Here is a 19,500-nt window from a genome sequence, read left to right on the forward strand (position 1 = left end):
GCGCGGAAGAGAACGGAAGACCGGTGCACGGGCAGGTGGACGCCGAAGACGGTGCGGCCGGGGACGCTGTCCACCGTCACCTGGCCGCCGTGCGCCGTGACCACGGCATGCACGATGGCGAGGCCGAGCCCCGTGCTCCCGGCGGCGCGCGAGCGCGAGGCGTCGCCGCGCGCGAAGCGTTCGAAGACATGCGGCAGCAGGTCGGGCGGGATGCCCGGCCCGTCGTCCTCGACCTCCAGGGAGACGCGGGACGCGGGATACGGGGACGGATACACGCGCGCGGTGACCGTCGTCCCGGGCGGAGTGTGCGTACGGGCGTTGGCCAGCAGGTTGACCAGGACCTGACGCAGCCGGGCGTCGTCGCCGTACACGACCGCGGGGTCGTCGGGCAGCTCCAGGCGCCACTTGTGGTCGGGTCCGGCCGCCCGGGCGTCGCTGACCGCGTCGACCACCAGGGGCGACAGGTCGAGTTCCGCGCGCTCGACGGGGCGGCCCGCGTCGAGCCGCGCCAGCAGCAGCAGGTCCTCGACCAGGCCGGTCATCCGCGCCGCCTCGGACTCGACGCGGCCGAGGGCGTGGCGGGTGTCGGGTCCGATCTCCTCGCGGCCGCGTCTGGTCAGCTCGGCGTAGCCGCGGATCGAGGCCAGCGGGGTACGCAGCTCATGGCTGGCGTCGGCGACGAACTGGCGTACCCGCGTCTCGCTCTCCTGGCGGGCCGCGAGCGCCGACTCCACATGCCCGAGCATGCGGTTCAGGGCCGCGCCGACCTGGCCGACCTCGGTGCGCGGGTCGGCCTCGGAGGAAGGAACCCGCTCGCTCAGGGCCACCTCGCCGCTGTGCAGCGGGAGTTCGGAGACCCGGGTGGCGGTGGCCGCCACCCGGCGCAGCGGGCGCAGCGAGATGCCGACCATGGCGGCGCCGGCGATCCCGGCGGCGACCAGCCCGGCCGCGGTGACGGAGACCTCGGCGAGGATGAGGGTGTCGATGGTGTTCTGCGCCTCGGCGGTCGGGATGCCGACCAGGAAGTCGCCGTGGCCGCCGATGACGTACGTGACGCGGTATTCGCCCTTGTCGGGGATGTCGACGGTGTGCTCCGCCCCGTCCCGGGGGACCTGGCTCAGCGCCTTCCGCTGCGCGGAGGTGAGAGAGCTGCCGGAGATCCGGGGCTCCCCCGTGGTGGACTCGTGCTGCGAGCTGATCGCGCTGTCGCCGAGTTCGCCCCCGTCCCCGACCTCGGCGGCGAGGGTCCCCATCGGCTGGCCGGGCCCGGCGACGGTGTCGCGGATGTCCTCGGTCCAGCGGCCCCCGCCGCTGTCGGGCAGCGGGGTCTTGCCGATGCCGAAGGGCGGGCCCGCGACCCGCATGGCGACGCCGGAGAGCTGCTTGTCCACCTGGTCGTACAGATAGGTGTGGAGGGCGATGGTGGTGACCGTGCCGATCACGGCGCAGACGACGGCGATCAGCCCGACCGCGGAGAAGACCAGCCGGGTGCGCAGCGACCACGGCCTGCGGTGGCGTCGCGCGGACCGCCTGCCGGACGGGGAGGACGGCCGGGACGGCCGGGGCCCGGCGGGCGCAGCGGCAGACGCACCGGCGGGCGCACCGGCGGCCGGCGGGCGCACCGTCGGCAGGGGAGAACGCCATGGCCCGGCTCGCCTACTCGCCCGGCTTGATCAGATACCCCGCGCCACGCCGGGTGTGGATCATCGGGCTGCGCCCCGCGTCGATCTTCCGGCGAAGGTAGGAGATGTACAGCTCCACGACGTTGGCCTGGCCGCCGAAGTCGTAGCTCCACACCCGGTCGAGGATCTGGGCCTTGCTGAGCACGCGGCGCGGATTGCGCATCAGGTAGCGCAGCAGCTCGAACTCGGTCGCGGTCAGATGGATCTCCCGGCCGGCCCGCGAGACCTCATGGCTGTCCTCGTCCAGGACCAGATCGCCCACGGTCAGCAGCGACTCGCTGCGCGCCGCCGCGGCCCCGGACCTGCGCAGCAGGCCGCGCAGCCGGGCCACGACCTCCTCCAGGCTGAAGGGCTTGGTGACATAGTCGTCGCCGCCCGCGGTCAGCCCGGCGATCCGGTCCTCGACCGCGTCCTTCGCGGTCAGGAAGAGCACCGGCACCTCGGGGAGTTCACCGCGGACCCGCCCCAGCAGCGTGAGCCCGTCCATGTCGGGCAGCATGATGTCCAGGACGACGGCGTCCGGGCGCAGCTCGCGGGTGATCCGCAGAGCCTCCGCGCCGTCGCCGGCCGTCCGCACCTCCCAGCCCTCGTAGCGCAGCGCCATCGAGAGCAGGTCGGCGAGCGCCGACTCATCGTCCACCACCAGCACCCGTACGGGGCTGCCGTCGGGCCGCAGCAGTTCGGAACGCCCATGGGGCGAGGTCGCCTTCATGGTTGTCACCCTCTGCCGGCCGTCTGAGAGCCCCCTTTCGGCTGTCTGTGAAAAACCTGAGAATGCTGTGCGCTCCGCTCGGCCCCCGCCGGCCCCTCTTGGGCCCTCTCAGGTCCTCTCAGGCCCTCTCAGGTGAGAATCCGGTGCCGAATCGGCGTACGACCGCGCGGCGGGAAACAACCGGATGGGGCCTCCGGTTGAATGGCCGTATGGCCTCTCACAACACACAGAGCGACACACCCGGCACGACCTCCGGCAGGGCACTCGCCGCGACACTGGGCCGGACGGGCATCTGGACCGGAGCCCTCCGCGCGACGGACCCCGCGCGGCACGGCGCGATCAGGGACGCCGCGGCCGAGCTGGAAGAGCTCGGCTTCCCAGCGCTGTGGCTCGGCGGCAGCCCCTCACCGGACCAGGCCGCCTTCCTCCTGGAGGCGACCTCCCGGATCACCGTGGCGACCGGCATCCTCAGCATCTGGGACCACACGGCGGCCCAGGTGGCCGAGCGCCACGCCGCCCTCGACCCGGCGCATGGCGACCGCTTCCTGCTCGGCCTCGGGGTGAGCCACAGCCGCGTGGTCAAGGACTACTCCCGCCCGTACACGGCGATGCGCGAGTACCTCGACGCCCTCGACGCCGCACCGACCCCCGTCCCCGCCTCCCGCCGGGTGCTGGCCGCCCTCGGCCCGAAGATGCTGAAGCTGTCCCGCGACCGCGCCGCGGGTGCCCACCCCTACCTCGTCACGGCCGAGTTCACCGCCAAGGCCCGCGAGATCCTGGGCCCCGACCCCCTCCTCGCCCCGGAGCTCAAGGTCGTCCTCGAACCGGACCTGGACCGCGCTCGCACCCTCGCCCGTGACTACCTCGCCTTCTACCTCGCGCTGCCCAACTACACCAACAACCTCCTCCGGTTGGGATTCGGCGAGGACGACTTCCGCGACGGCGGCAGCGACCGCCTCGTCTCCTCCGTCTTCGCCCTCGGCGACGCGGAGGCGATCCGCCGCCGCGTCGACGAGTTCCTGGCGGCGGGCGCGGACCACCTGGCGGTGCAGGTCGTCACCGCCAACCCCATGAGCGACATCCCGCTGGCGGAGTGGCGCACGCTGGCCGAGGCCCTGCCGCTCGGCCAGAACGGCTGAGCCCCGGGCTCGCGCCTCACCACGCGCGGCTCACGACTCACGTTCGGGGCGGGCCCACCCCCGTCGGGCCCGCCCCGAACGCCGCCGGGTCAGCCCGGCCACTGTGCAAGCAGCATGGCACCCCCCACTGACAATCGCGCTGACCTGCGACTCGCGGACGCCGGGGCGACGCGTCACGGCCCCGTCTCAAGCTTGCTGCGGGTTGGTATCGGCGCCGGTCAGGGTTTTGTCGCGACCATGATGATCTGCAGTGCAAGATCGCCACGTAGAGCTCACCGCGCACGGACTCACCACGCGCGAGATCACCCCGTACACGATCACCGCGTACACGATCACCGCGTACGAGATCAGCACGCACAAGATCAGCACGTACGAGCTCACCAGACGCGACAACGCCACGTTCACCACCGACGGGACCCCCCAACGTGCTCAACCGCTCCCCCCGCACCCCCGCCGCCGCCCTCCTCTGCGCGGCGGGCCTCGCCCTGCTGGCCACCGGCTGCGAGGAGGACACCGCCGCCGCGCAGCCGGGGCGCGGACCGGGACCGGCGGCCTCGAGAGGCCGAGCGCTCGACGGCGACAGCAAAGGAGACGGGGCCCTGGCCCTCGGCAAGGCCGCGGCGATCACCTACAAGCGCGGCTCGGACAACGTCCGGGGCACCCTGAAGATCGTGGCGAAGAGCGTGGTGCGGGGCTCCCAGGCCGACCTGCCCAAGAACGCCCTGCGGGCCGCGGACCGGCGGCTGCGGCCGTACTACGTCACGATGACCTTCACGAACGTCGGTGACGCCGCCATCCACTACCCCTTCCTCAACACCCCCACCGGCCTGGAGGACCGCGTCGGCGTGCCGCAGGAGGTGCTGATCACGGCGGACGAGGGAGTGAAGCGGTGCCCCGGCAAGGACCCGGACGACTTCGGAGCGGGTCGGACCGTCACCCTGTGCAAAATCTTCCTGCTGCCCCGGGGCACCGCCCCGGCCACCGTCACCTACGCCACGGGCGATCACACCGAGCGCCCCGTGGCCTGGAAGCTCCCGGGCTGAAACGGCCAAGGGCCCGGCACTGATGTGCCGGGCCCTCGTATGAGTAGCGGGGACAGGATTTGAACCTGCGACCTCTGGGTTATGAGCCCAGCGAGCTACCGAGCTGCTCCACCCCGCGTCGGTGCTGGTAACTGTACGTCATTCCGAGCGCCCAGGGAAATCCATCCCGCCCCGGTTACTTTGCAACGGCCCGGTCTCAGCCTCGCTTCGAGTGGATCATCGCTTCTGGCCTGGGGCTTTGTCACGGCCATGATGTGTGCACACCACATCGACGGGCCTGCGCATCCAGCCCGCCGCACCACGAACTCACGCCAACGGGGACCGACTCATGCGTATCCGATCCACGCGCCACCGCACCGCCGTCACCGTCCTGTGTGCCGCCGGCTTCGCCCTGCTCGTCACCGGCTGCAACGACAACCTCGCCCAGGACGGCGGCGAGAAGACGCCCACCAAGGAGCCCAAGCCCTCCGCCACCCCCAGCAAGGCGCTGGACTCCGACGCGGGCAAGACCCTCGCCCTCGGCGAGTCCACCCCGATCACCTACAAGCGCTCGGACAAGACGGGCACCCTGAGGATCGCGGCCAAGAGCGTGGTGAAGGGCGCGCAGTCGGACCTGGACAAGGTGGCCCTCAACGCCGAGGAGCGGAAACTCCAGCCGTACTACGTGACGATGAGCTTCCAGAACATCGGCAAGAACTCGATCCACTACCCCTTCCTCACCACCCCGGTCAATCTCCGTGACAGCCGCGGCGAGGACGCGAAGGCACTCATCACCCTGAACGGCGACGTCGCCAAGTGCCCCGGCGAGGACCCGGACGACTTCGGCGCGGGCGACAACGCCACCCTGTGCAAGGTCTTCCTGCTGCCCGCCGGCGAGACCCCGTCGGTCACCTCGTACACGGGCGACTTCGACAAGGAGCCGGTGTTCTGGAAGGCCGGGCAGGACTGACCCCTGCTCTCCCACCGGGGGGGAGGCTGTTTCCACGGAAACGGAACCAGCCTCCCCACACAAACCAGCCTCCCCACACAAACCACCCACCCCGCGCGTCCCGAGGACGGCATAATCGCCCCATGGCTGCCCATGTGTCCCCCGTCCAGGCCCTGATCGTCGTAGACGTCCAATCGGCCTTCGCCTCCGGCCCGGACGCGGTGCCCGCGGCCCCGCAGATGGTGGTGTGCGTCAAGGACCTGATGGCCAGGGCCCGTACGGCCGGCGCGCTCGTCGTCCAGCTCCAGAACGACGGCCCGGAGGGCGCGCCCGACGAGCCGGGGACACCGGGCTGGGAGCTGCACCTGCCTGTCCACGACGACCTCGGGGACGTCGTGATCCGCAAGACGGAGGACGACGGTTTCCAGGACACCCCCCTCGCGCGGCTTCTCAACGAGACGGGAGTCCAGGCCCTGGCCATATGCGGAGTGATGTCGGAGATGTGCGTCAGCGCGACGGCGCGTACGGCGCTGGCCCAGGGCTACCGCGTGGTCATGCCGCACGACGCCCACGCGACCTACGACATCCCCGCGGCGCCCGGCATCAGCGACATAGTGCCCGCCGCGATGGTCTCCCGCGTCGCCGAATGGGCGCTGGGCGACGAGGTCGAAATCGTCCCGCACGCCACCGATGTGACGTTCGAGCCCTCCGCGACCCAGCGCACTCGAGGACGTTGACGGCCCCACAGACCCCGGGGCACCACTGGCCGCCACGCAGGCACAGATGCCTGCCCCACCAGAAACCACCGGCACCCGGGAACCGTCGATGTCCGCGACGGAGTTGGCGTAGCCGTGCCAGGACCAGGACGACGCCCCTCGATCCGGGTCATGACCCGCTCCCGCAGAACCTCCGGCAGCACGCGGCGGCAGAGGGCGGTGAGCGCCGACGCGGCCAGATTCACGCGGACGTGGTTGTACGCCCACCCCTCAGCCGGCCCACCCAGCGAGCAAGCCCCCGCCTCGCCCGCCGAACCGACCGATGCGACCGATCCGACCGCCCGCCCTCCACTCCCGCCCGACCGGTCTCGACACGACTCCGCCGCCAGTCGCCATCCGGCGACAACATCGGTGCCTTGCGCTCCGCTTGCGCCCGGATCTCGTAGTGAGCCTCATGCGCGGTCACATGGAACGCCTCCTCGTAAGAAGCCAGGGCAGCGCTCATGGCTCCCCCCGCAAGTCCCCGCCGACGAATCCGCAACGCCAGCCACACAAAGCAACCAAGGACCGCCGCAAGCACGCCAAAAACAATCATTAACGGCAGGAGGGCATCCATAACCCGAGCGTACGTCGCCCACCCCACGAGGCACCCCGGAACGACCCTCCCGGGCGACGACTGGCGGATGATCGGTCCTCTGAGCTGGGGTGCCCTTGAGAGATCCCCGTCCCCCGGACACACGGTCAGCCGGGCTCCTAGCATCTTCGCCGTGGAGATCGGCGGAACAAGAGGCCTTGCGGACGAAGCGCCATACATACGATTCCAGAGCACGACCCCGAACGAACGCGGATACTTCACCGGCGTATTCGGACTGGTCAACGGCCTGGCACGGGACGGGAAGCTCACCGCTGAGCAGGAGCGCTTCAGGCGGACCAACAATGACTGGTACAACGCGGCCTATCCCGACCCCTCCTCCGTCGACCCGACGGTCTACGACCGCGCGCTTCACCCCGGGGCGGCTGCCTGGTTCAAATCCACCTCGCGGGACCTGATCAAGCGAGTGGACGGCTACTTGGAGATCCTCGCCGCTCATGGGATCGGGTGCCGCATGATGCGCTCGTCGGATCCAGGAAGGATCGTCTACGAGGACGCGTACCAAATCGTCGTCGTTCCGCACGACGCCTGACCCGGCCACCCGGGCCCGTCGGCCATACGCGACGGGGAGGGATGGCGAGCGTGCGGCTCATAGCCCCAACCTGACCCCAACCCGGCTATTGATCACCACCAGGCCACGGCTGCTGTCACCGTTGATGTCAACGCATACGCCAGAGGCCCCTTCCGATGATCGGAAGGGGCCTCTGGGCTGGGGCGCGCTCGGCAGGATTCGAACCTGCAACCTCTTGATCCGTAGCTTCGGGCAGGGGGCTGGTGCGGATCTCAATGGCGGCCCGGCCTGGTGTTCAGAGAGGGCCGGGGGCAGGTGCCATGCGCCGTCGTTGCCGTCAGCGTTGCCGTCACCGAAGCCGCTGGACGAAAGCGCGGACCTCAGCTCACAGCCCCAACCCCTCGGCACTGCACGGGCGGGTTCCAGCTCGTCTTCGGAGCCTCGACGGGGCCGCTTCAAGCGGCGTGCGCCGGAGCGGGAAGCATCACTGACGGATCTTCATAAGATTGTCGCATTAGCCACTTCTGCCTCAAGGTGGATGTGTTTGCGCCTTTGTGGACTTGAGGTCCATGGGTTCAATCGTGCTAAGCGAGACAACCACCTTCCCACGTGGTCTCGCGCCTCGCCGAGATCCGAACCCTGTGGCTTTGCGTGTGTCGCCCTTCAGCTCACTCAACGGGTTGGAACGGTTTCGGCTCGGGCTGAGGGAAGCCAACCAGGCTCCCCACGAAGCAAGGAGTCCCCCCGTGAGATTCTCACTCAGAGCAGGCGGAATACTCTCCGCCATCGGGCTGGCTATTGGGTTGGCCGCCCTGCCCAGCCCGGCGTCCGCCGCAGTCATCGGCTGCACGGTCACGGACCTGAAGACCGCTATCAACGCCGCCAACAGCGGTGGAGGCACTATCAGTCTGTTCCCGGGCTGTACCTACAGCCTCAACTCGGTCGACAACGACAGCAACGGGCTACCTGTGATCACAGCCGCTGTCACCATCTTCGGCAACGGCGCAACCATCGAACGTGCCACTGGGTCGCCTCTGTTCCGTATCTTCGAGGTGGGTGGCCCGGCGGGCAATCTCACGCTCAATACGCTCACCGTGCGCAATGGCGACCTCGACTCGAGCGCGGACGGCGGAGGCATTCTCGTCGACTCCGGGCGCAAGCTGACCATCCAGAGCGGCAGCACCGTCACCGGAAACACCGCCAATAACGGGGGCGGCATCTTCAGCAACGGCACCACCTCCATCACGGCCAGCACCATCAGCAAGAACACGGCATCCGGATTCGGTGGCGGAATCGGAGTCAGCGGCGGCGGATCCCTCACACTCACCGCCTCGACGGTCACGGGAAACACAGGAAACTTCTCCGGTGGCCTCGGCTTCGACACCGGTACCACCGGCACGATCCAGTCCAGTTTCCTCACCAACAACACGGCGAACATCAACGGCGGTGGACTGGCCAACGACGGCACGCTGACGGTCAGGAGCAGCTACTTCACCGGCAACACGGCGGGTGGTGATGGGGGCGGACTGGCCAATGACCGGTCGCTGACACTCTCAGGTGACGTCTTCACCGGTAACTCCGCGAACCGCGGGGCCGGTCTCGCCAACTTCAGCGGCAGTGGTCAGGCAACCATCGGTAGCACCCTCTTCCTGTCCAACAAGGCGACCACCTTCGGCGGCGGCCTGCTGACCCGCGACAACGCGAGCACCACTCTCAACAGCAGCGTGGTCGAAGTGAACGAGGCGGGCACGTCCGGCGGCGGCCTGGCGACTCTGACCGGATCCACCGCCACCCTCAACGGCACCGCGGTGGTTGCGAACAAGGCGGGCTCGACGGCGGGTGGCATCTTCAACAGCGCCTCCACCACAACCTTGAACAGCAGTCCCGTAGTGGCCAACAACCCCAACAACTGCACCGGCAGCTCCCCGGCGGTAGCAGGCTGCATCGGCTGATCCACGATCTTTGTGGGCAACAGAACCGGAGGCACCACTCACAGAGCCCGGGGTGGTGCCTCCTTCGTTTGTCTGCTCAGGGGGCGGCTCGGAGCGAACCTCTGGGCGGCGTCCGCAATGCGGGACCTGATTGTCCTACGCTGCTCATCATGATCCGAGCTGTGGTGTTCGATGTCGGTGAGTGCCTGGTGGACGAGACGCGCGAGTACGGCACGTGGGCGGATTGGCTGGGGGTGCCCCGGCACACGTTCGCGGCGATGTTCGGCGCGGTGATCGCTCAGGGTCGGGACTACCGCGAGACGTTCCAGGTCTTCCGCCCCGGGTTTGATCTGTCCGAGGAGCGGGAGAAGCGGGCCCAGGCCGGCCAGCCGGAGCACTTCGACAACAGCGATCTATACCCCGATGTCCGTCCGGCGCTGACCGCGCTGCGGGATGCCGGTCTATGGGTGGGCGTCGCGGGCAACCAGACCGTACGGGCCGGGGGCATTCTGCGTTCCCTCGACCTTCGGGCCGACTTCATCGCCACGTCCGATGACTGGGGCGTGTCCAAGCCTGATCCGGCGTTCTTCTCCCATGTGGCGGACGCGGCCCCCTGCCAGGCCGAGGAGATCCTTTACGTGGGCGACCGGATGGACAACGACATCCGCCCGGCGGCCAAGGTCGGCATGAAGACGGCACTGATCCGGCGGGGGCCGTGGGCCACTATCCAGTGGGATGAGCCGGACTCCGTCGCGATGCCGACCTTCCGCATTCGCAGCCTCGACGAGTTGCCGGGGTTGGTCTCCAAGGTCAACGCTGAAGAGCGCTGACGGTCGTTCCCCAGCCGTACATGCGGTCATCCAGATCGCGCACCCACCATTCGTTACGCCAGGCATGGAGTCGCTTCCGCACGTCGCGGATCCGGTCCATGCCTGCGGCGTACCACGTGACGCTCAGTTGATCGAGTGCTTCATTGGCCCATCGGCAGGCTTCTTCCGGCTTACCCGCTGCGGCCTCGACGGCCGCCAGGTCGCCGAGGATGACGGTCCGCTGTTTGCCGTCGTCGGCGGGCAGGTTGTCGAGCACACCGAGCAGCGTTTGCCGGGCCTGGGCTGTGTGTCCGGCGATCAACTGAGTGTTGCCCTTGAAGGCGGCGAGCCGGACAGGGGTGAACCAGTCCATCCACACCGGGCATGGCTGGTCGGCGTCGCCTTCGGCCAGCACGTTTTCGGCGTGGGATATCAGGCGCAGCGCGGTGCGGGTGTCGTCGCACCGCGTCATGCATTCGGCCTCGACGGCGTCGAGCCAGGCGAGCATGAGAGCGGGGGCGTTGCCCCTGCGGGCGTAGGCGCGCGCGGCTGACATCCGCTCTTCGGCGTCTTCCCTCTGGCCCGCCCACCCGGGGATGAACGCGGTATGAGCCAGGATCGCCGCTCCGAGTAGGGCGTCATCGGCTTCCCCGGCGGCCTGGAGGCCGCGCACGAACGCGTTCCCTGCGGCCTGGGGCTTCTGGAGGTCGAAGAAGTCGATGCGTCCGGCGAGTAGGTAGGACTCGGCGAGGGCGGCGGCGAGGGTGGTGCGGCACCGGCCGGCCGTCTCTCCCATGAGCGCGGTCCCAAGCCGTGCGTGTTCCATGACGCTGGCGTGGAGTTGAGAGGGCTGCACAGACCAGTACAGGCGACGGTGAGCGGCGGTGATCGCTGCGAAATCCGTCCCCGCGGTGGCCGGTTGGGTGGCATTGCTCGCGATCGGCAGTGGACCGGGGGCGGCCCCGATCACGGGCGCGCCGGATGCTGCGACGGGCCGCTGACTGACGCGCTCCTGGGCCGAAGTCGGCCTACCCCATGGCGGGATGAAGCCCAGTTCTTCGACAGGTTGGCCCAGCAGATGCGTCAGTACGCGCTGAACGTCAGGCTGCGGCCATGGGGGATTCGCCGACTCCCAGCGGCGGACCTGGCGCACGCTGATCTGCAACGACCGTATGCCGAGCTGGGGAGCGGTGTTACGGATCGCCTCGGCGAACGCTTCCTGAGACGCGTATCCCGCTGCCTGCCGCGCGGCTTTCAACCGCGTGTTCCCTACTGGCCTGGGCACTGGACCTTCCTCTCAGCTTTCGACGGAGTTGGGCAACTCAGCTCACCGTAGCTTTGCAAGGCCGCTTTGAGGACCCCAGCTCCCCACGGCCCCCTATGAAGTCCTCAATACGTCCTCTCTTCGTCCTCTGAGCGGCCTTCAATGGGACGTGCTGTGACCCCACCATGTCTAAGACCAAACAGCGAGCGAGCGTGCGGGGTAGAGGCCATGGGCGAGGCGGTGAAGCGTACGGGTGAACAGCAAGCCGAGGTGGACCTCAAGGCGATTGAGGCGACGATCGCCCGTGCTGTGGTCAAGCGGACGGCGCTGCCTCCATACGAGGAACTCTGCGAGTTGCATGAGTCCTTGGTGGGACACATTGAGGCGCTGATGCCGCTTGCCGAGAAACAGATCAACCGTCTGAACCGGGGGACCGTGGCCTGGTACCAGAAGCGAAGCAGGTTCGACCTGATCCCGCACCAAGTGCGTCAAGGGCTCGGCTCCGGTTTGCAGTCGGCCGACTGGCACGTCCGCACCCTCGGATACACGTGTCAGTTCCTCATCAGCAACGCCGGGGTGACCTCAGAGGCGCGGCCGATGACCTAGAGACCGGGCGGGAGCTGCTGTCTGTGGGAAGGGATGACGGCTCCCGCCCTCTGAATCCCCTTGGTTCAGTGTCCGTGAGGCAAGCACACACCTTGTGGGCTCCCCCGCCTCACTGACGTCACCCACTGCGCCCGGGGGATGGCGGCGGACCTGCACCGTCCGCCGTCTGCGGTCCGGCTCCTTGCACTCGCCACACCCGATCCGAGGTGGGGAGCCGGACCGCGCACAATAACCGCATATACAAACCGGACCACCCCCCAAACCCTGGCAGGTCACGAGGTGGTCCGGCGGAGAGTCCGTGATCAGGACCCCGGTGCCGATGGTACCGGGGCGGTCGTCGTGCTCTCGCTCGACTCTGCCCTGTCCCTGATGAGTTCAGGTGGAGAAGGGGGTTTACGAGTGCGAGGGGGACGCGGCGCGGTGGGCTCGGCGGCGGCGGTAACGACCGTGTTTACGACACGCTGCCGAGCCACGACGATGCCCGCGCCGACGCGGAGCGACCACGGCGGCCTGAGCCACTGCGCGGCAGCAGCTGCTCCCCGCCCGCCACGTCCGGGCAGTGCGGTCTGCTCACGCGCCCGCATCTGTGACGGCGGCAGTACGGCGGCCGGCCACATCGGACCGGGGCCGACGGCCAACATGCCCCCGGCCGGGCGCCCCCTCTTCCCGCTGGCCTCTCTACGCGCACAACAGGGATGGCCGCAGTCGGCGGACGGCTGGCCATGTAAGCCGCTCAGCGTTGCCGCCCCTCGACGGCTGGCAGTTCGGCCGCGTGGTCCTGGTCGTGCTGCTGCTTCGGAGTGTCCGCTGCGGTCGGCGGGAGCACCGCGGGGACAGCTGTTCCAGGTGGTGACTGTGTCTGGTGGGTCGCTGATGTGGGGTGGCGCGCTGAGTGGGCCGGGGGCGCCGCTGAGCGGGGCGGAGACAGGAGCGGGCGGCGGCCACGGGCCGCCAGCGCGCGCGGTCCGCGCAAGCGGGCCGCCTTGATCCAGTAAAGAAACTTTGAACAGCTCGCGCTCTGGGCCTGCCTAGGCCATCGCCGCAGGCGCGTGCCTCAAGGAGCAACAGCTAACAACACGAACGGGGTGGGAATGCACGAGCACGAGTCGGCGGAGATTCGCGAACGCCTCGCTGAACTCGACAAGAAGGTTGCTCAGTTGGAAGAACTCGCCCGCCAGATCGTCGAGGATCTGGCCGCTAGCTCTTCTTCTGACGTTCGGTGAAGCTGGCGAGCTGCTGAAGAAACCCCATGAGGTCGTCAACCTTCGCGGTGAGGGCGTCCAGGCGGCCAGACAGCTCCAGATACTCGGCGCTGGGCATCTGCCGTTGGCCCTCCGGCTCAACTGCCCCCTGAGTCTTGTCTGGCTCCGGGGGCAGGGGGTCAACAACGAAGTTGCCCCGTCCTGGTGTGGAATAGATCAGTCCATCGTCACGCAGCACGCGCAGTGCGGACCGCGCGGTCATGTTCGCGATGTCGTACTTGGCTTCAAGATCGCGCGACGACGGGACCCGTTCGCCCGGCTTGATACGACCGGACCGGATTTGCTGGCGCAGTTCCTCGGCGACCAGCCGGTAAGGCGGAGTGTGGGTATCCCTCGGCAGGCTCATAGCATGAGGGTAGCCCGCTAAGCCCACTCATCGCACTAGAACGCCCGCTGTCTCTCACTATGCCCGAAGTGCGCTAGCTCTCCCATGCCGCTGGTGCGCTATGCGCTTGACGCGCTAGCGCACATGGTGCACTGTTGGTCTCGGTCGCACCGGGCGGCTGTTGATCGAAAGGAAGCAAGGCATGGCTATGACCCGTATCCGCGTGGGGCTGCTGCCCTCGACGATGTTCATTGCTGGCACGGCGCCGATTCCCAAGGTGAAGAACCCGGAGACCGGTGAGCTGGCCACCGATCGGGACACCGGGGAGACCCTGCACACGCTGACCGTGTTCCTGATGGAGGAGGGCCGGGCGGAGCAGATGAAGCTGACCGTTCCGGCGAGTGGTCTGCCGGATGGTCTTCAGCCGGGTGTTCCGGTGCGGGTGGTGGAGCTGTTCGCCACTCCGTGGGCGCGCGTCTTCAACGGGCAGTTGTCCGACGGGATCGCCTACCGGGCGGCGGCCCTGGAGCTGGTCCAGTGACGGCCGCCGCCCCCGGGCCGGTCTATCCGGTCGAGCCGGAGAGCGGGGATGACGACTCGCGGTTCACCAACGGCCTGCTGTTCGACGTGGCCAAGGTGATCGAGTCCCACGGCTACCCCAAGCTCACATCGGGCCGTGACCTGCTGGAACTGCGGATCTCCCTGTACCGATTCCTCTACATGAACAAGGACTGACCGTGACGGTGGGTGAAATCGTGGGGACTGCCCCGGCTGTGGCCGGGGCGGCCCTGGCCCTGAGCGCCGTATGGGCCCTGTGGTGGGTGGTGCGCTATGTGCGTGCCGACAAGATGACGCGGGCCAGCATCCGGCAGGCAATCCGGGTGCGGCGGGGGTGGCGGCGGCTGGCTCCGATGGCCGGGCTGTCGGTGACCGACAAGACGCCCCCGGCTGCGGTGATCGTGGCGCCGGATGGCAAGGTGCCCAAGCCTCGGGTCCTCATCCCGAAGATCAAGGTCGCGGCCGACCGGTACGGCGTCGTGGTGCGCGCAGTGTGCCTGCCGAAAGTCAGCCTGGCTGAGTTCCAGCGCGCGGCCCCCTACCTGGCGGACGCGTGGCGGTGTACGCGGGTCTCGGTCCTGCCCGACAAGCCGGGGCATCTGCTGATCCGTGGCGTCCGCGTGGACCCGCTGATCGTCCCGACCGAACACATACCCACCGGGGAGGTTCCTGAGGAACTGGCGCTGTGGCGACTCGGGTTGGACGAGTACGCGCAGCCGATCGACGTGAGCCTGTCGGATGTGCCCGGGGTCACGGTGGCCGGGCTGCCCGGGTTCGGCAAGACATCGCTGATCAACAAGTTCATCTGCGACACCGCGCCGTCGGAGGCGATCCAGTACGCCGTAGCGGACGGCAAGGTGACCTCCTCCCATGAGGGCGACTACGCGGACCTGGCGCAACGCATGTTCGCGTTCGTCGGCGATGACCTGGAAGAAGCGAACGCGTTGTTCAAGCGGCTGGTGAAGCTGCGGCGGGACCGCTCGGCGTCCATCCGCGCCGTGCTGGGTGTCAAGAACATGTGGCACCTCGGCCCCTCCGCTGCCTGGCCGCTGACGGTGTTGATCGTGGATGAGGCGCACACCTACTTCCGTGACTACAAGGGGTCGGACGCGCAGACGAAGAAGCTGGCCGCGCTGGCCGCTGACAACGCCCGGCTGGTCGAGGACCTGGTGAAGAAGGGCCGGAGCGTCGGCATCCTGGTGATCATCGCAACGCAGAAGGCGACCGGGGATGCCATTCCCACGTTCATCCGGGACGTGTGCCCGGTGGGCCTGTCCTTCGCGCAGAAGACGGCTGAGGCGGCCGTGGTCGCACTGGGTGAGGACATCCGGAACTGGCCGGACGCCAACCCGACCGCGCTCCAGGACCCGGCCTATGTCGGCGTGGCCTCCATGGCCCACCAGGGCCGACCCGGGTTCACCCGCATCCGCACCCCCTACGTCGCCGACGAAGATGCGGCCCGCATCGCCGCCGACACCGCCCACCTGACCCGCGACCCGGCCGAACTCCTCGACGCGCAGTTGTCCGGCCTCGCTGAGACTGACGCACTGGAGACGGTCTGACCCTCGCTTCTGGGTCCAGCCCGACACCCGAAAGGAGGTGAACACCCTGTGTCTGAGGACCGGATCACTCAGCGCACCGTGACCGTCGTCATGGCCATCATCGCCGCCCTTGCGTTCGTCTTCTCCTTCGGCAACGTCTGGGCCCTGGCGCTGCGGCTCGGCGTCCCCCGGCCGATCGCCCCGCTGATCGCTCCCATGGTTGACCTGTCCGTCGTCGGCCTCCTGGTGGCCCTGCGCTACCTGTCCCTGCGCGGTATCCCCGCTGAGCAGATCAAGGGCGCCACACGGCTGATGCACCTGTCCGGGCTGCTGACCCTGGCTCTCAACGTCGCCGAACCCCTCGTCGCCGAGCACTATGGCCGCGCCGCCGTGGACGCTGTCGCCCCGCTCCTCCTCCTGGGCTGGGGAGCCGTCGGCCCGCAACTCCTGCGCCACTTCCACGCCGTCACCCACACCGGCCCGGCCCCGGCAACTGCCACCCCGGACCCGGCCCCGGCCGAGACGGCCCCCGCGCCGATTACTGAGCCTGCCCCCGCCCCGGCCCCTGCCTCGGCTCCGGCTCCGGCTCCGGAAGCCGTGACGCCCCCGGCGGTCACCGTGCCTCTGCCGCTGCTGAACGCGGCCCGCACGATCGCCGACACCTACCAGGCCGAGCACGGCGCCCCCATCACTCCGGCCCAGCTCCGGGCGCGCTTGGGCGTCGCCCTCCCCCTGGCCACTGCCGCGCACGCCCAGCTCTGACCCCGTGCCGGCCGTTCCGGCAACCCCACCTTGCCCCTGCCCGACCGGGCTCGATTCGCCATGCCCCGAGCAGCACCCGCACGCCCTGGCCTGCTGCTCGGGGCCCCTCTCCCAGAAAGGACAGCACCGCCGTGAAACGCCCCCTGGACCTGCGCCACGTGGCGAGCCTGGCCCTGCGGGACCTCATCGAACTCGCCCACCTGCCCGACTTCGACCGCGTCCGCGAGCAGATCAGCCACGTCCGGGGCTGCACCCGCCCCGTTCAGCTCGTCGGCACCACACAGACCCTCGACACCGCCACAAACACGGTCCTGCGGTCGTACAGCACCGCTGACGAACCGACCGGCCGCCTCCTGACCGCGTGCGGCAACCGCCGCTCCTCCCGCTGCCCCGCCTGCTCCCGCCTCTACGCCGCCGACACCTACCACCTGATCAAAGCCGGACTCTCCGGCGGCAAGACCGTCCCCGACACCGTCCGCACGCACCCCCGGCTCTTCGTCACCCTCACCGCCCCCTCCTTCGGCCCGGTCCACAACCGCCGAACCACCGACACGGGCAAGAACCTGCCCTGCCGCTGCGGCACCCACCACCCCGCCGACGACCCCGCCCTCGGCACGCCGCTGAACCCGACCACGTACGACTACGCGGGTGCGGTGCTGTGGAACGCGCACGCCGGAGCGCTCTGGGCCCGGTTCACCACCTACCTGCGCCGCGAGCTGGCCGCACACCTCGGCATGACCCAGAAGGCGCTGAACGCCTCGCTGCGGGTCTCCTTCGCCAAGGTGGCCGAGTATCAGCGGCGCGGACTGGTCCACTTCCACGCCGTCATCCGGCTCGACGGCCCGGACGGCAGCAATCAGCCCCCGCCGGACTGGGCCACCACCGACGCACTCACCCACGCGATCAAGACGGCGGCCGGCCGGGCCGTGCTCACCATCGGCTCTAAGGCGATCGGGGAGCGCGAGCTGCGCTGGGGTGAACAGCTCGACATCCGGGAGATCGCCGCACTCGGCGACGGAGAGCTGACCGACCAGAAGGTCGCTGCCTACGTCGCCAAATACGCCACCAAGAGCGCCGAGGACTCCGGCACCGTGGACCGCTCCCTGCGCTGCCCCCACTGCGCCGGACGCGGCTACCAGACCGGCCCCGACGGCTTCCGCGACCTGTGCGAGTCGTGTGAGGGCACCGGCCAGTCTGAGCCGATCAGGGACCTGCCTGTTCACAGTCACGTCCGCCAGATGATCCGCACCGCCTGGGACCTCGGCCACCTCCCCGAATTCGCCGAACTCAAGCTCTGGAAATGGGCCCACATGCTCGGCTTCCGGGGCCACTTCTCCAGCAAATCCCGCCGCTACTCCACCACCCTCGGCGCACTCCGCGACATACGCCGCGCCTGGCGCGCCCAGCAAGCACGCCCCGCGGGGGCCGCTGAGACGAGCGAGGAAACCACCCTCGTCCTCTCCCACTGGCAATACCTCGCCTCCGGCTACAGCCCCGGCGAAGAACTCATCGCCGCCCAGGTACGCCACGACCTCGCCCAAGCCGAACGCCTCAAGACGGAAGGAGCCCCCTGGCTGTGACGGCCCTGCTCAACGTGGACCAGGTCGCCGCTCGACTCCAGGTCAGCCGCTGGACGGTCTACAACCTCATCCGCTCGCGCGAACTGGCCTCTCTGACCATCGGCCGCTGCCGCCGCATCGCCGAAACCGCCCTGCACGACTACATCACCCGACAGACCGAACGAGAGGCCGCCTGATGGGCAAGAAGAACGCGAACGGCGCCGGAAGCATCTACCAGCGCAAGGACGGGCGTTGGGAGGGAATCGCGTACGTTCTCACCGCAGACGGCACTCACAAGCGGCGCAGCGTCTACGGGAAGACGTGGGATGAGGCGCACGACAAGCTGACCAAGCTGAAGGCTGAATCCCAGAGTGGGCTTCCCATCTCCACAAGCAAGATGAGCCTGGGGGAGTTCCTGACCGACTGGTTGGCCAACGTCGCGCGCCTCAAGGTCCGTCCGGCCACGTACGCCGCCTATGAATCCCTCGTGCGGAACTACCTCGCCCCGGGCCTCGGGAAGAACAAGCTGGCACGACTCACCGCGCGCGACATCCGGGCCTTCCTGACCGCCACCGCTCGTACCTGCCAGTGCTGCGCACAGGGGAAGGACAAGGCCCGTCCGGAGAAGAAACGTCGCTGCTGCGCGCTCGGCGAGTGCTGCGAGTCGTACCCCTCTGACCGCACCGTGCGCTTCCTCCTGGTGCTGCTGCGGGCCGCGCTGGAACACGCTGTTCGTGAGGACGAGCTGCCGCGCAACGTGGCCAAGAACGTAGAGCTGAGCATGGGCACCAAGCGCGAGATAGAACCGCTGACGGTGAAGGAAGGGCGGCAGCTCCTCGCCGCCGCGCGTGGTGACCGACTCTGGGCGGCCTACGAGCTGGCCGTTCGGATCGGCCTGCGGCGTGGTGAAGTCCTGGGCCTTCGGTGGAAGGACGTGGACCTTGCGGACGGCTCGGTCACCATCCGCCAGACGATCCAGCGCGTGGGTGGGGAACTGCTGATCGCCGCCCCGAAGACTCAGCGCTCGGCCCGGCGGATAGCACTGCCCGCTGAATGCGTGACGGCGCTCCGGGCTCGTCGGGCCCAGCAGCGGGGAGACAGGCTGGCGGCTGGCGAGAGGTGGAAGGGCGGCGGCAATGATCTCGTCTTCACCACGAAGCACGGGACGCCCATCGAGCCGCGCAACCTGAACCGCGCCTTCACCCTCCTGTGCGACAAAGCCGGAGTGCGGCGCGTCCGCTTCCACGACCTACGGCACACCTGTGCGTCACTGCTGCACGAGAAGGGGGCCGACGCCCGGATGATCATGGAAGTGCTCGGACACAGCTCGATCCGCGTGACCATGGACATCTACACCTTCGTCCGGCTCGACTCGCAGCGCTCGGCCTTCGACCGCGTCGGTGATGCCCTGCGTGACGGCAACGGTCCGGACGACGATGACGGCCCGAGCGGCGCCCTGGTCGCCGTCTGATCGAGGCGCATGGCGGTTGCCGTCAACGA

At 68.9% G+C, this 19,500-nt stretch carries 21 protein-coding genes and 1 tRNA gene; 16 read left to right on the plus strand and 6 right to left on the minus strand.

The window, feature by feature from the left end:
- Together BBH68_RS12635 and BBH68_RS12640 are read right to left on the minus strand one after the other, a co-directional pair.
- Positions 1–1,496, minus strand: a 1,496-nt coding sequence (locus tag BBH68_RS12635) for a sensor histidine kinase (protein ID WP_065961936.1), incomplete at its 3' end; no start/stop codon positions are given.
- 160 nt (positions 1,497–1,656) lie between these two features.
- Positions 1,657–2,394, minus strand: a complete 738-nt coding sequence (locus BBH68_RS12640) for a response regulator transcription factor (protein WP_076970928.1) — start codon at positions 2,392–2,394, stop codon at positions 1,657–1,659.
- Positions 2,395–2,603: 209 nt separating this feature from the next.
- On the opposite strand from BBH68_RS12640, the gene BBH68_RS12645 reads away from it, so the two are divergent.
- A complete protein-coding gene (locus tag BBH68_RS12645; protein ID WP_079150943.1) occupies positions 2,604–3,533 on the plus strand; it encodes an LLM class F420-dependent oxidoreductase in 930 nt (309 codons plus the stop codon).
- Between the two features lie 186 nt (positions 3,534–3,719).
- Here BBH68_RS12645 and BBH68_RS12650 read toward each other — a convergent pair whose 3' ends face one another.
- Positions 3,720–3,941, minus strand: a complete 222-nt coding sequence (locus tag BBH68_RS12650; RefSeq protein ID WP_065961784.1) for a hypothetical protein — start codon at positions 3,939–3,941, stop codon at positions 3,720–3,722.
- A gap of 17 nt (positions 3,942–3,958) precedes the next feature.
- Between BBH68_RS12650 and BBH68_RS12655 the strand changes: the two genes are divergently transcribed.
- Positions 3,959–4,576: a hypothetical protein gene (locus tag BBH68_RS12655; protein ID WP_065961786.1), complete on the plus strand. Its 618-nt coding sequence runs from the start codon at positions 3,959–3,961 to the stop codon at positions 4,574–4,576.
- Between the two features lie 44 nt (positions 4,577–4,620).
- On the opposite strand, the gene BBH68_RS12660 is transcribed toward BBH68_RS12655, so the two are convergent.
- Positions 4,621–4,694: transfer RNA gene (locus tag BBH68_RS12660), tRNA-Met, on the minus strand.
- A gap of 210 nt (positions 4,695–4,904) precedes the next feature.
- On the opposite strand from BBH68_RS12660, the gene BBH68_RS12665 reads away from it, so the two are divergent.
- From BBH68_RS12665 to BBH68_RS12685, 5 genes are all read left to right on the plus strand, one after another.
- A complete protein-coding gene (locus tag BBH68_RS12665) occupies positions 4,905–5,525 on the plus strand; it encodes a hypothetical protein (protein ID WP_065961788.1) in 621 nt (206 codons plus the stop codon).
- A gap of 122 nt (positions 5,526–5,647) precedes the next feature.
- Positions 5,648–6,241 (plus strand): isochorismatase family protein, encoded by a 594-nt coding sequence (locus tag BBH68_RS12670; protein WP_065961790.1) that lies wholly within the window; start codon positions 5,648–5,650, stop codon positions 6,239–6,241.
- Positions 6,242–6,987: 746 nt separating this feature from the next.
- Entirely contained in the window at positions 6,988–7,404 is a 417-nt protein-coding gene (locus BBH68_RS12675) for a hypothetical protein (RefSeq protein WP_245738032.1), read from the plus strand.
- Positions 7,405–8,129: 725 nt separating this feature from the next.
- Positions 8,130–9,335, plus strand: coding sequence for a right-handed parallel beta-helix repeat-containing protein (locus tag BBH68_RS12680; RefSeq protein ID WP_141712990.1), 1,206 nt, complete (start codon positions 8,130–8,132; stop codon positions 9,333–9,335).
- 149 nt (positions 9,336–9,484) lie between these two features.
- Entirely contained in the window at positions 9,485–10,144 is a 660-nt protein-coding gene (locus tag BBH68_RS12685) for an HAD family hydrolase (RefSeq protein ID WP_065961795.1), read from the plus strand.
- Here BBH68_RS12685 and BBH68_RS12690 read toward each other — a convergent pair.
- A complete protein-coding gene (locus tag BBH68_RS12690; RefSeq protein ID WP_065961796.1) occupies positions 10,125–11,408 on the minus strand; it encodes an NsdA family TPR-like regulatory protein in 1,284 nt (427 codons plus the stop codon). The two genes, BBH68_RS12685 and BBH68_RS12690, sit on opposite strands and share 20 nt — an antisense overlap.
- A gap of 207 nt (positions 11,409–11,615) precedes the next feature.
- Here BBH68_RS12690 and BBH68_RS12695 point away from each other — a divergent pair, with 207 nt between their 5' ends.
- Together BBH68_RS12695 and BBH68_RS44030 are read left to right on the plus strand one after the other, a co-directional pair.
- The gene (locus tag BBH68_RS12695; protein ID WP_065961797.1) at positions 11,616–11,993 is read left to right on the plus strand and encodes a DUF6415 family natural product biosynthesis protein; all 378 of its coding nucleotides are present in this window, start codon (positions 11,616–11,618) and stop codon (positions 11,991–11,993) included.
- 1,091 nt (positions 11,994–13,084) lie between these two features.
- Complete coding sequence (locus tag BBH68_RS44030; RefSeq protein ID WP_281182479.1) at positions 13,085–13,216, plus strand: hypothetical protein; 132 nt, start codon at positions 13,085–13,087, stop codon at positions 13,214–13,216.
- On the opposite strand, the gene BBH68_RS12700 is transcribed toward BBH68_RS44030, so the two are convergent.
- Positions 13,191–13,601 (minus strand): GntR family transcriptional regulator, encoded by a 411-nt coding sequence (locus BBH68_RS12700; RefSeq protein ID WP_065961799.1) that lies wholly within the window; start codon positions 13,599–13,601, stop codon positions 13,191–13,193. The genes BBH68_RS44030 and BBH68_RS12700 overlap by 26 nt on opposite strands.
- Before the next feature lie 181 nt (positions 13,602–13,782).
- On the opposite strand from BBH68_RS12700, the gene BBH68_RS12705 reads away from it, so the two are divergent.
- The 7 genes from BBH68_RS12705 to BBH68_RS12735 all read left to right on the plus strand — a co-directional run bounded on the left by BBH68_RS12705 (position 13,783) and on the right by BBH68_RS12735 (position 19,471).
- Positions 13,783–14,121: an SCO3933 family regulatory protein gene (locus tag BBH68_RS12705; RefSeq protein WP_079150944.1), complete on the plus strand. Its 339-nt coding sequence runs from the start codon at positions 13,783–13,785 to the stop codon at positions 14,119–14,121.
- Positions 14,118–14,315 carry a hypothetical protein gene (locus BBH68_RS12710; protein WP_065961801.1) on the plus strand — a complete coding sequence of 66 codons (198 nt, stop codon included), beginning with the start codon at positions 14,118–14,120 and terminating at the stop codon, positions 14,313–14,315. The genes BBH68_RS12705 and BBH68_RS12710 overlap by 4 nt, the downstream gene beginning before the upstream one ends.
- Positions 14,316–14,317: 2 nt before the next feature.
- Positions 14,318–15,700 carry an FtsK/SpoIIIE domain-containing protein gene (locus BBH68_RS12715; protein ID WP_065961802.1) on the plus strand — a complete coding sequence of 461 codons (1,383 nt, stop codon included), beginning with the start codon at positions 14,318–14,320 and terminating at the stop codon, positions 15,698–15,700.
- A gap of 48 nt (positions 15,701–15,748) precedes the next feature.
- The gene (locus BBH68_RS12720) at positions 15,749–16,441 is read left to right on the plus strand and encodes a DUF2637 domain-containing protein (protein WP_065961804.1); all 693 of its coding nucleotides are present in this window, start codon (positions 15,749–15,751) and stop codon (positions 16,439–16,441) included.
- Positions 16,442–16,572: 131 nt separating this feature from the next.
- Positions 16,573–18,021, plus strand: coding sequence for a replication initiator (locus tag BBH68_RS12725; protein WP_065961805.1), 1,449 nt, complete (start codon positions 16,573–16,575; stop codon positions 18,019–18,021).
- Positions 18,018–18,197 (plus strand): helix-turn-helix domain-containing protein, encoded by a 180-nt coding sequence (locus BBH68_RS12730; RefSeq protein WP_245738033.1) that lies wholly within the window; start codon positions 18,018–18,020, stop codon positions 18,195–18,197. Before BBH68_RS12725 ends, BBH68_RS12730 begins: the two co-directional genes overlap by 4 nt.
- Positions 18,197–19,471, plus strand: a complete 1,275-nt coding sequence (locus BBH68_RS12735; RefSeq protein ID WP_065961807.1) for a site-specific integrase — start codon at positions 18,197–18,199, stop codon at positions 19,469–19,471. Before BBH68_RS12730 ends, BBH68_RS12735 begins: the two co-directional genes overlap by 1 nt.
- The last annotated feature ends 29 nt before the right edge of the window (positions 19,472–19,500 follow it).

It is taken from the genome of Streptomyces sparsogenes (assembly GCF_001704635.1).
GTDB classification, from domain to species: domain Bacteria; phylum Actinomycetota; class Actinomycetes; order Streptomycetales; family Streptomycetaceae; genus Streptomyces; species Streptomyces sparsogenes.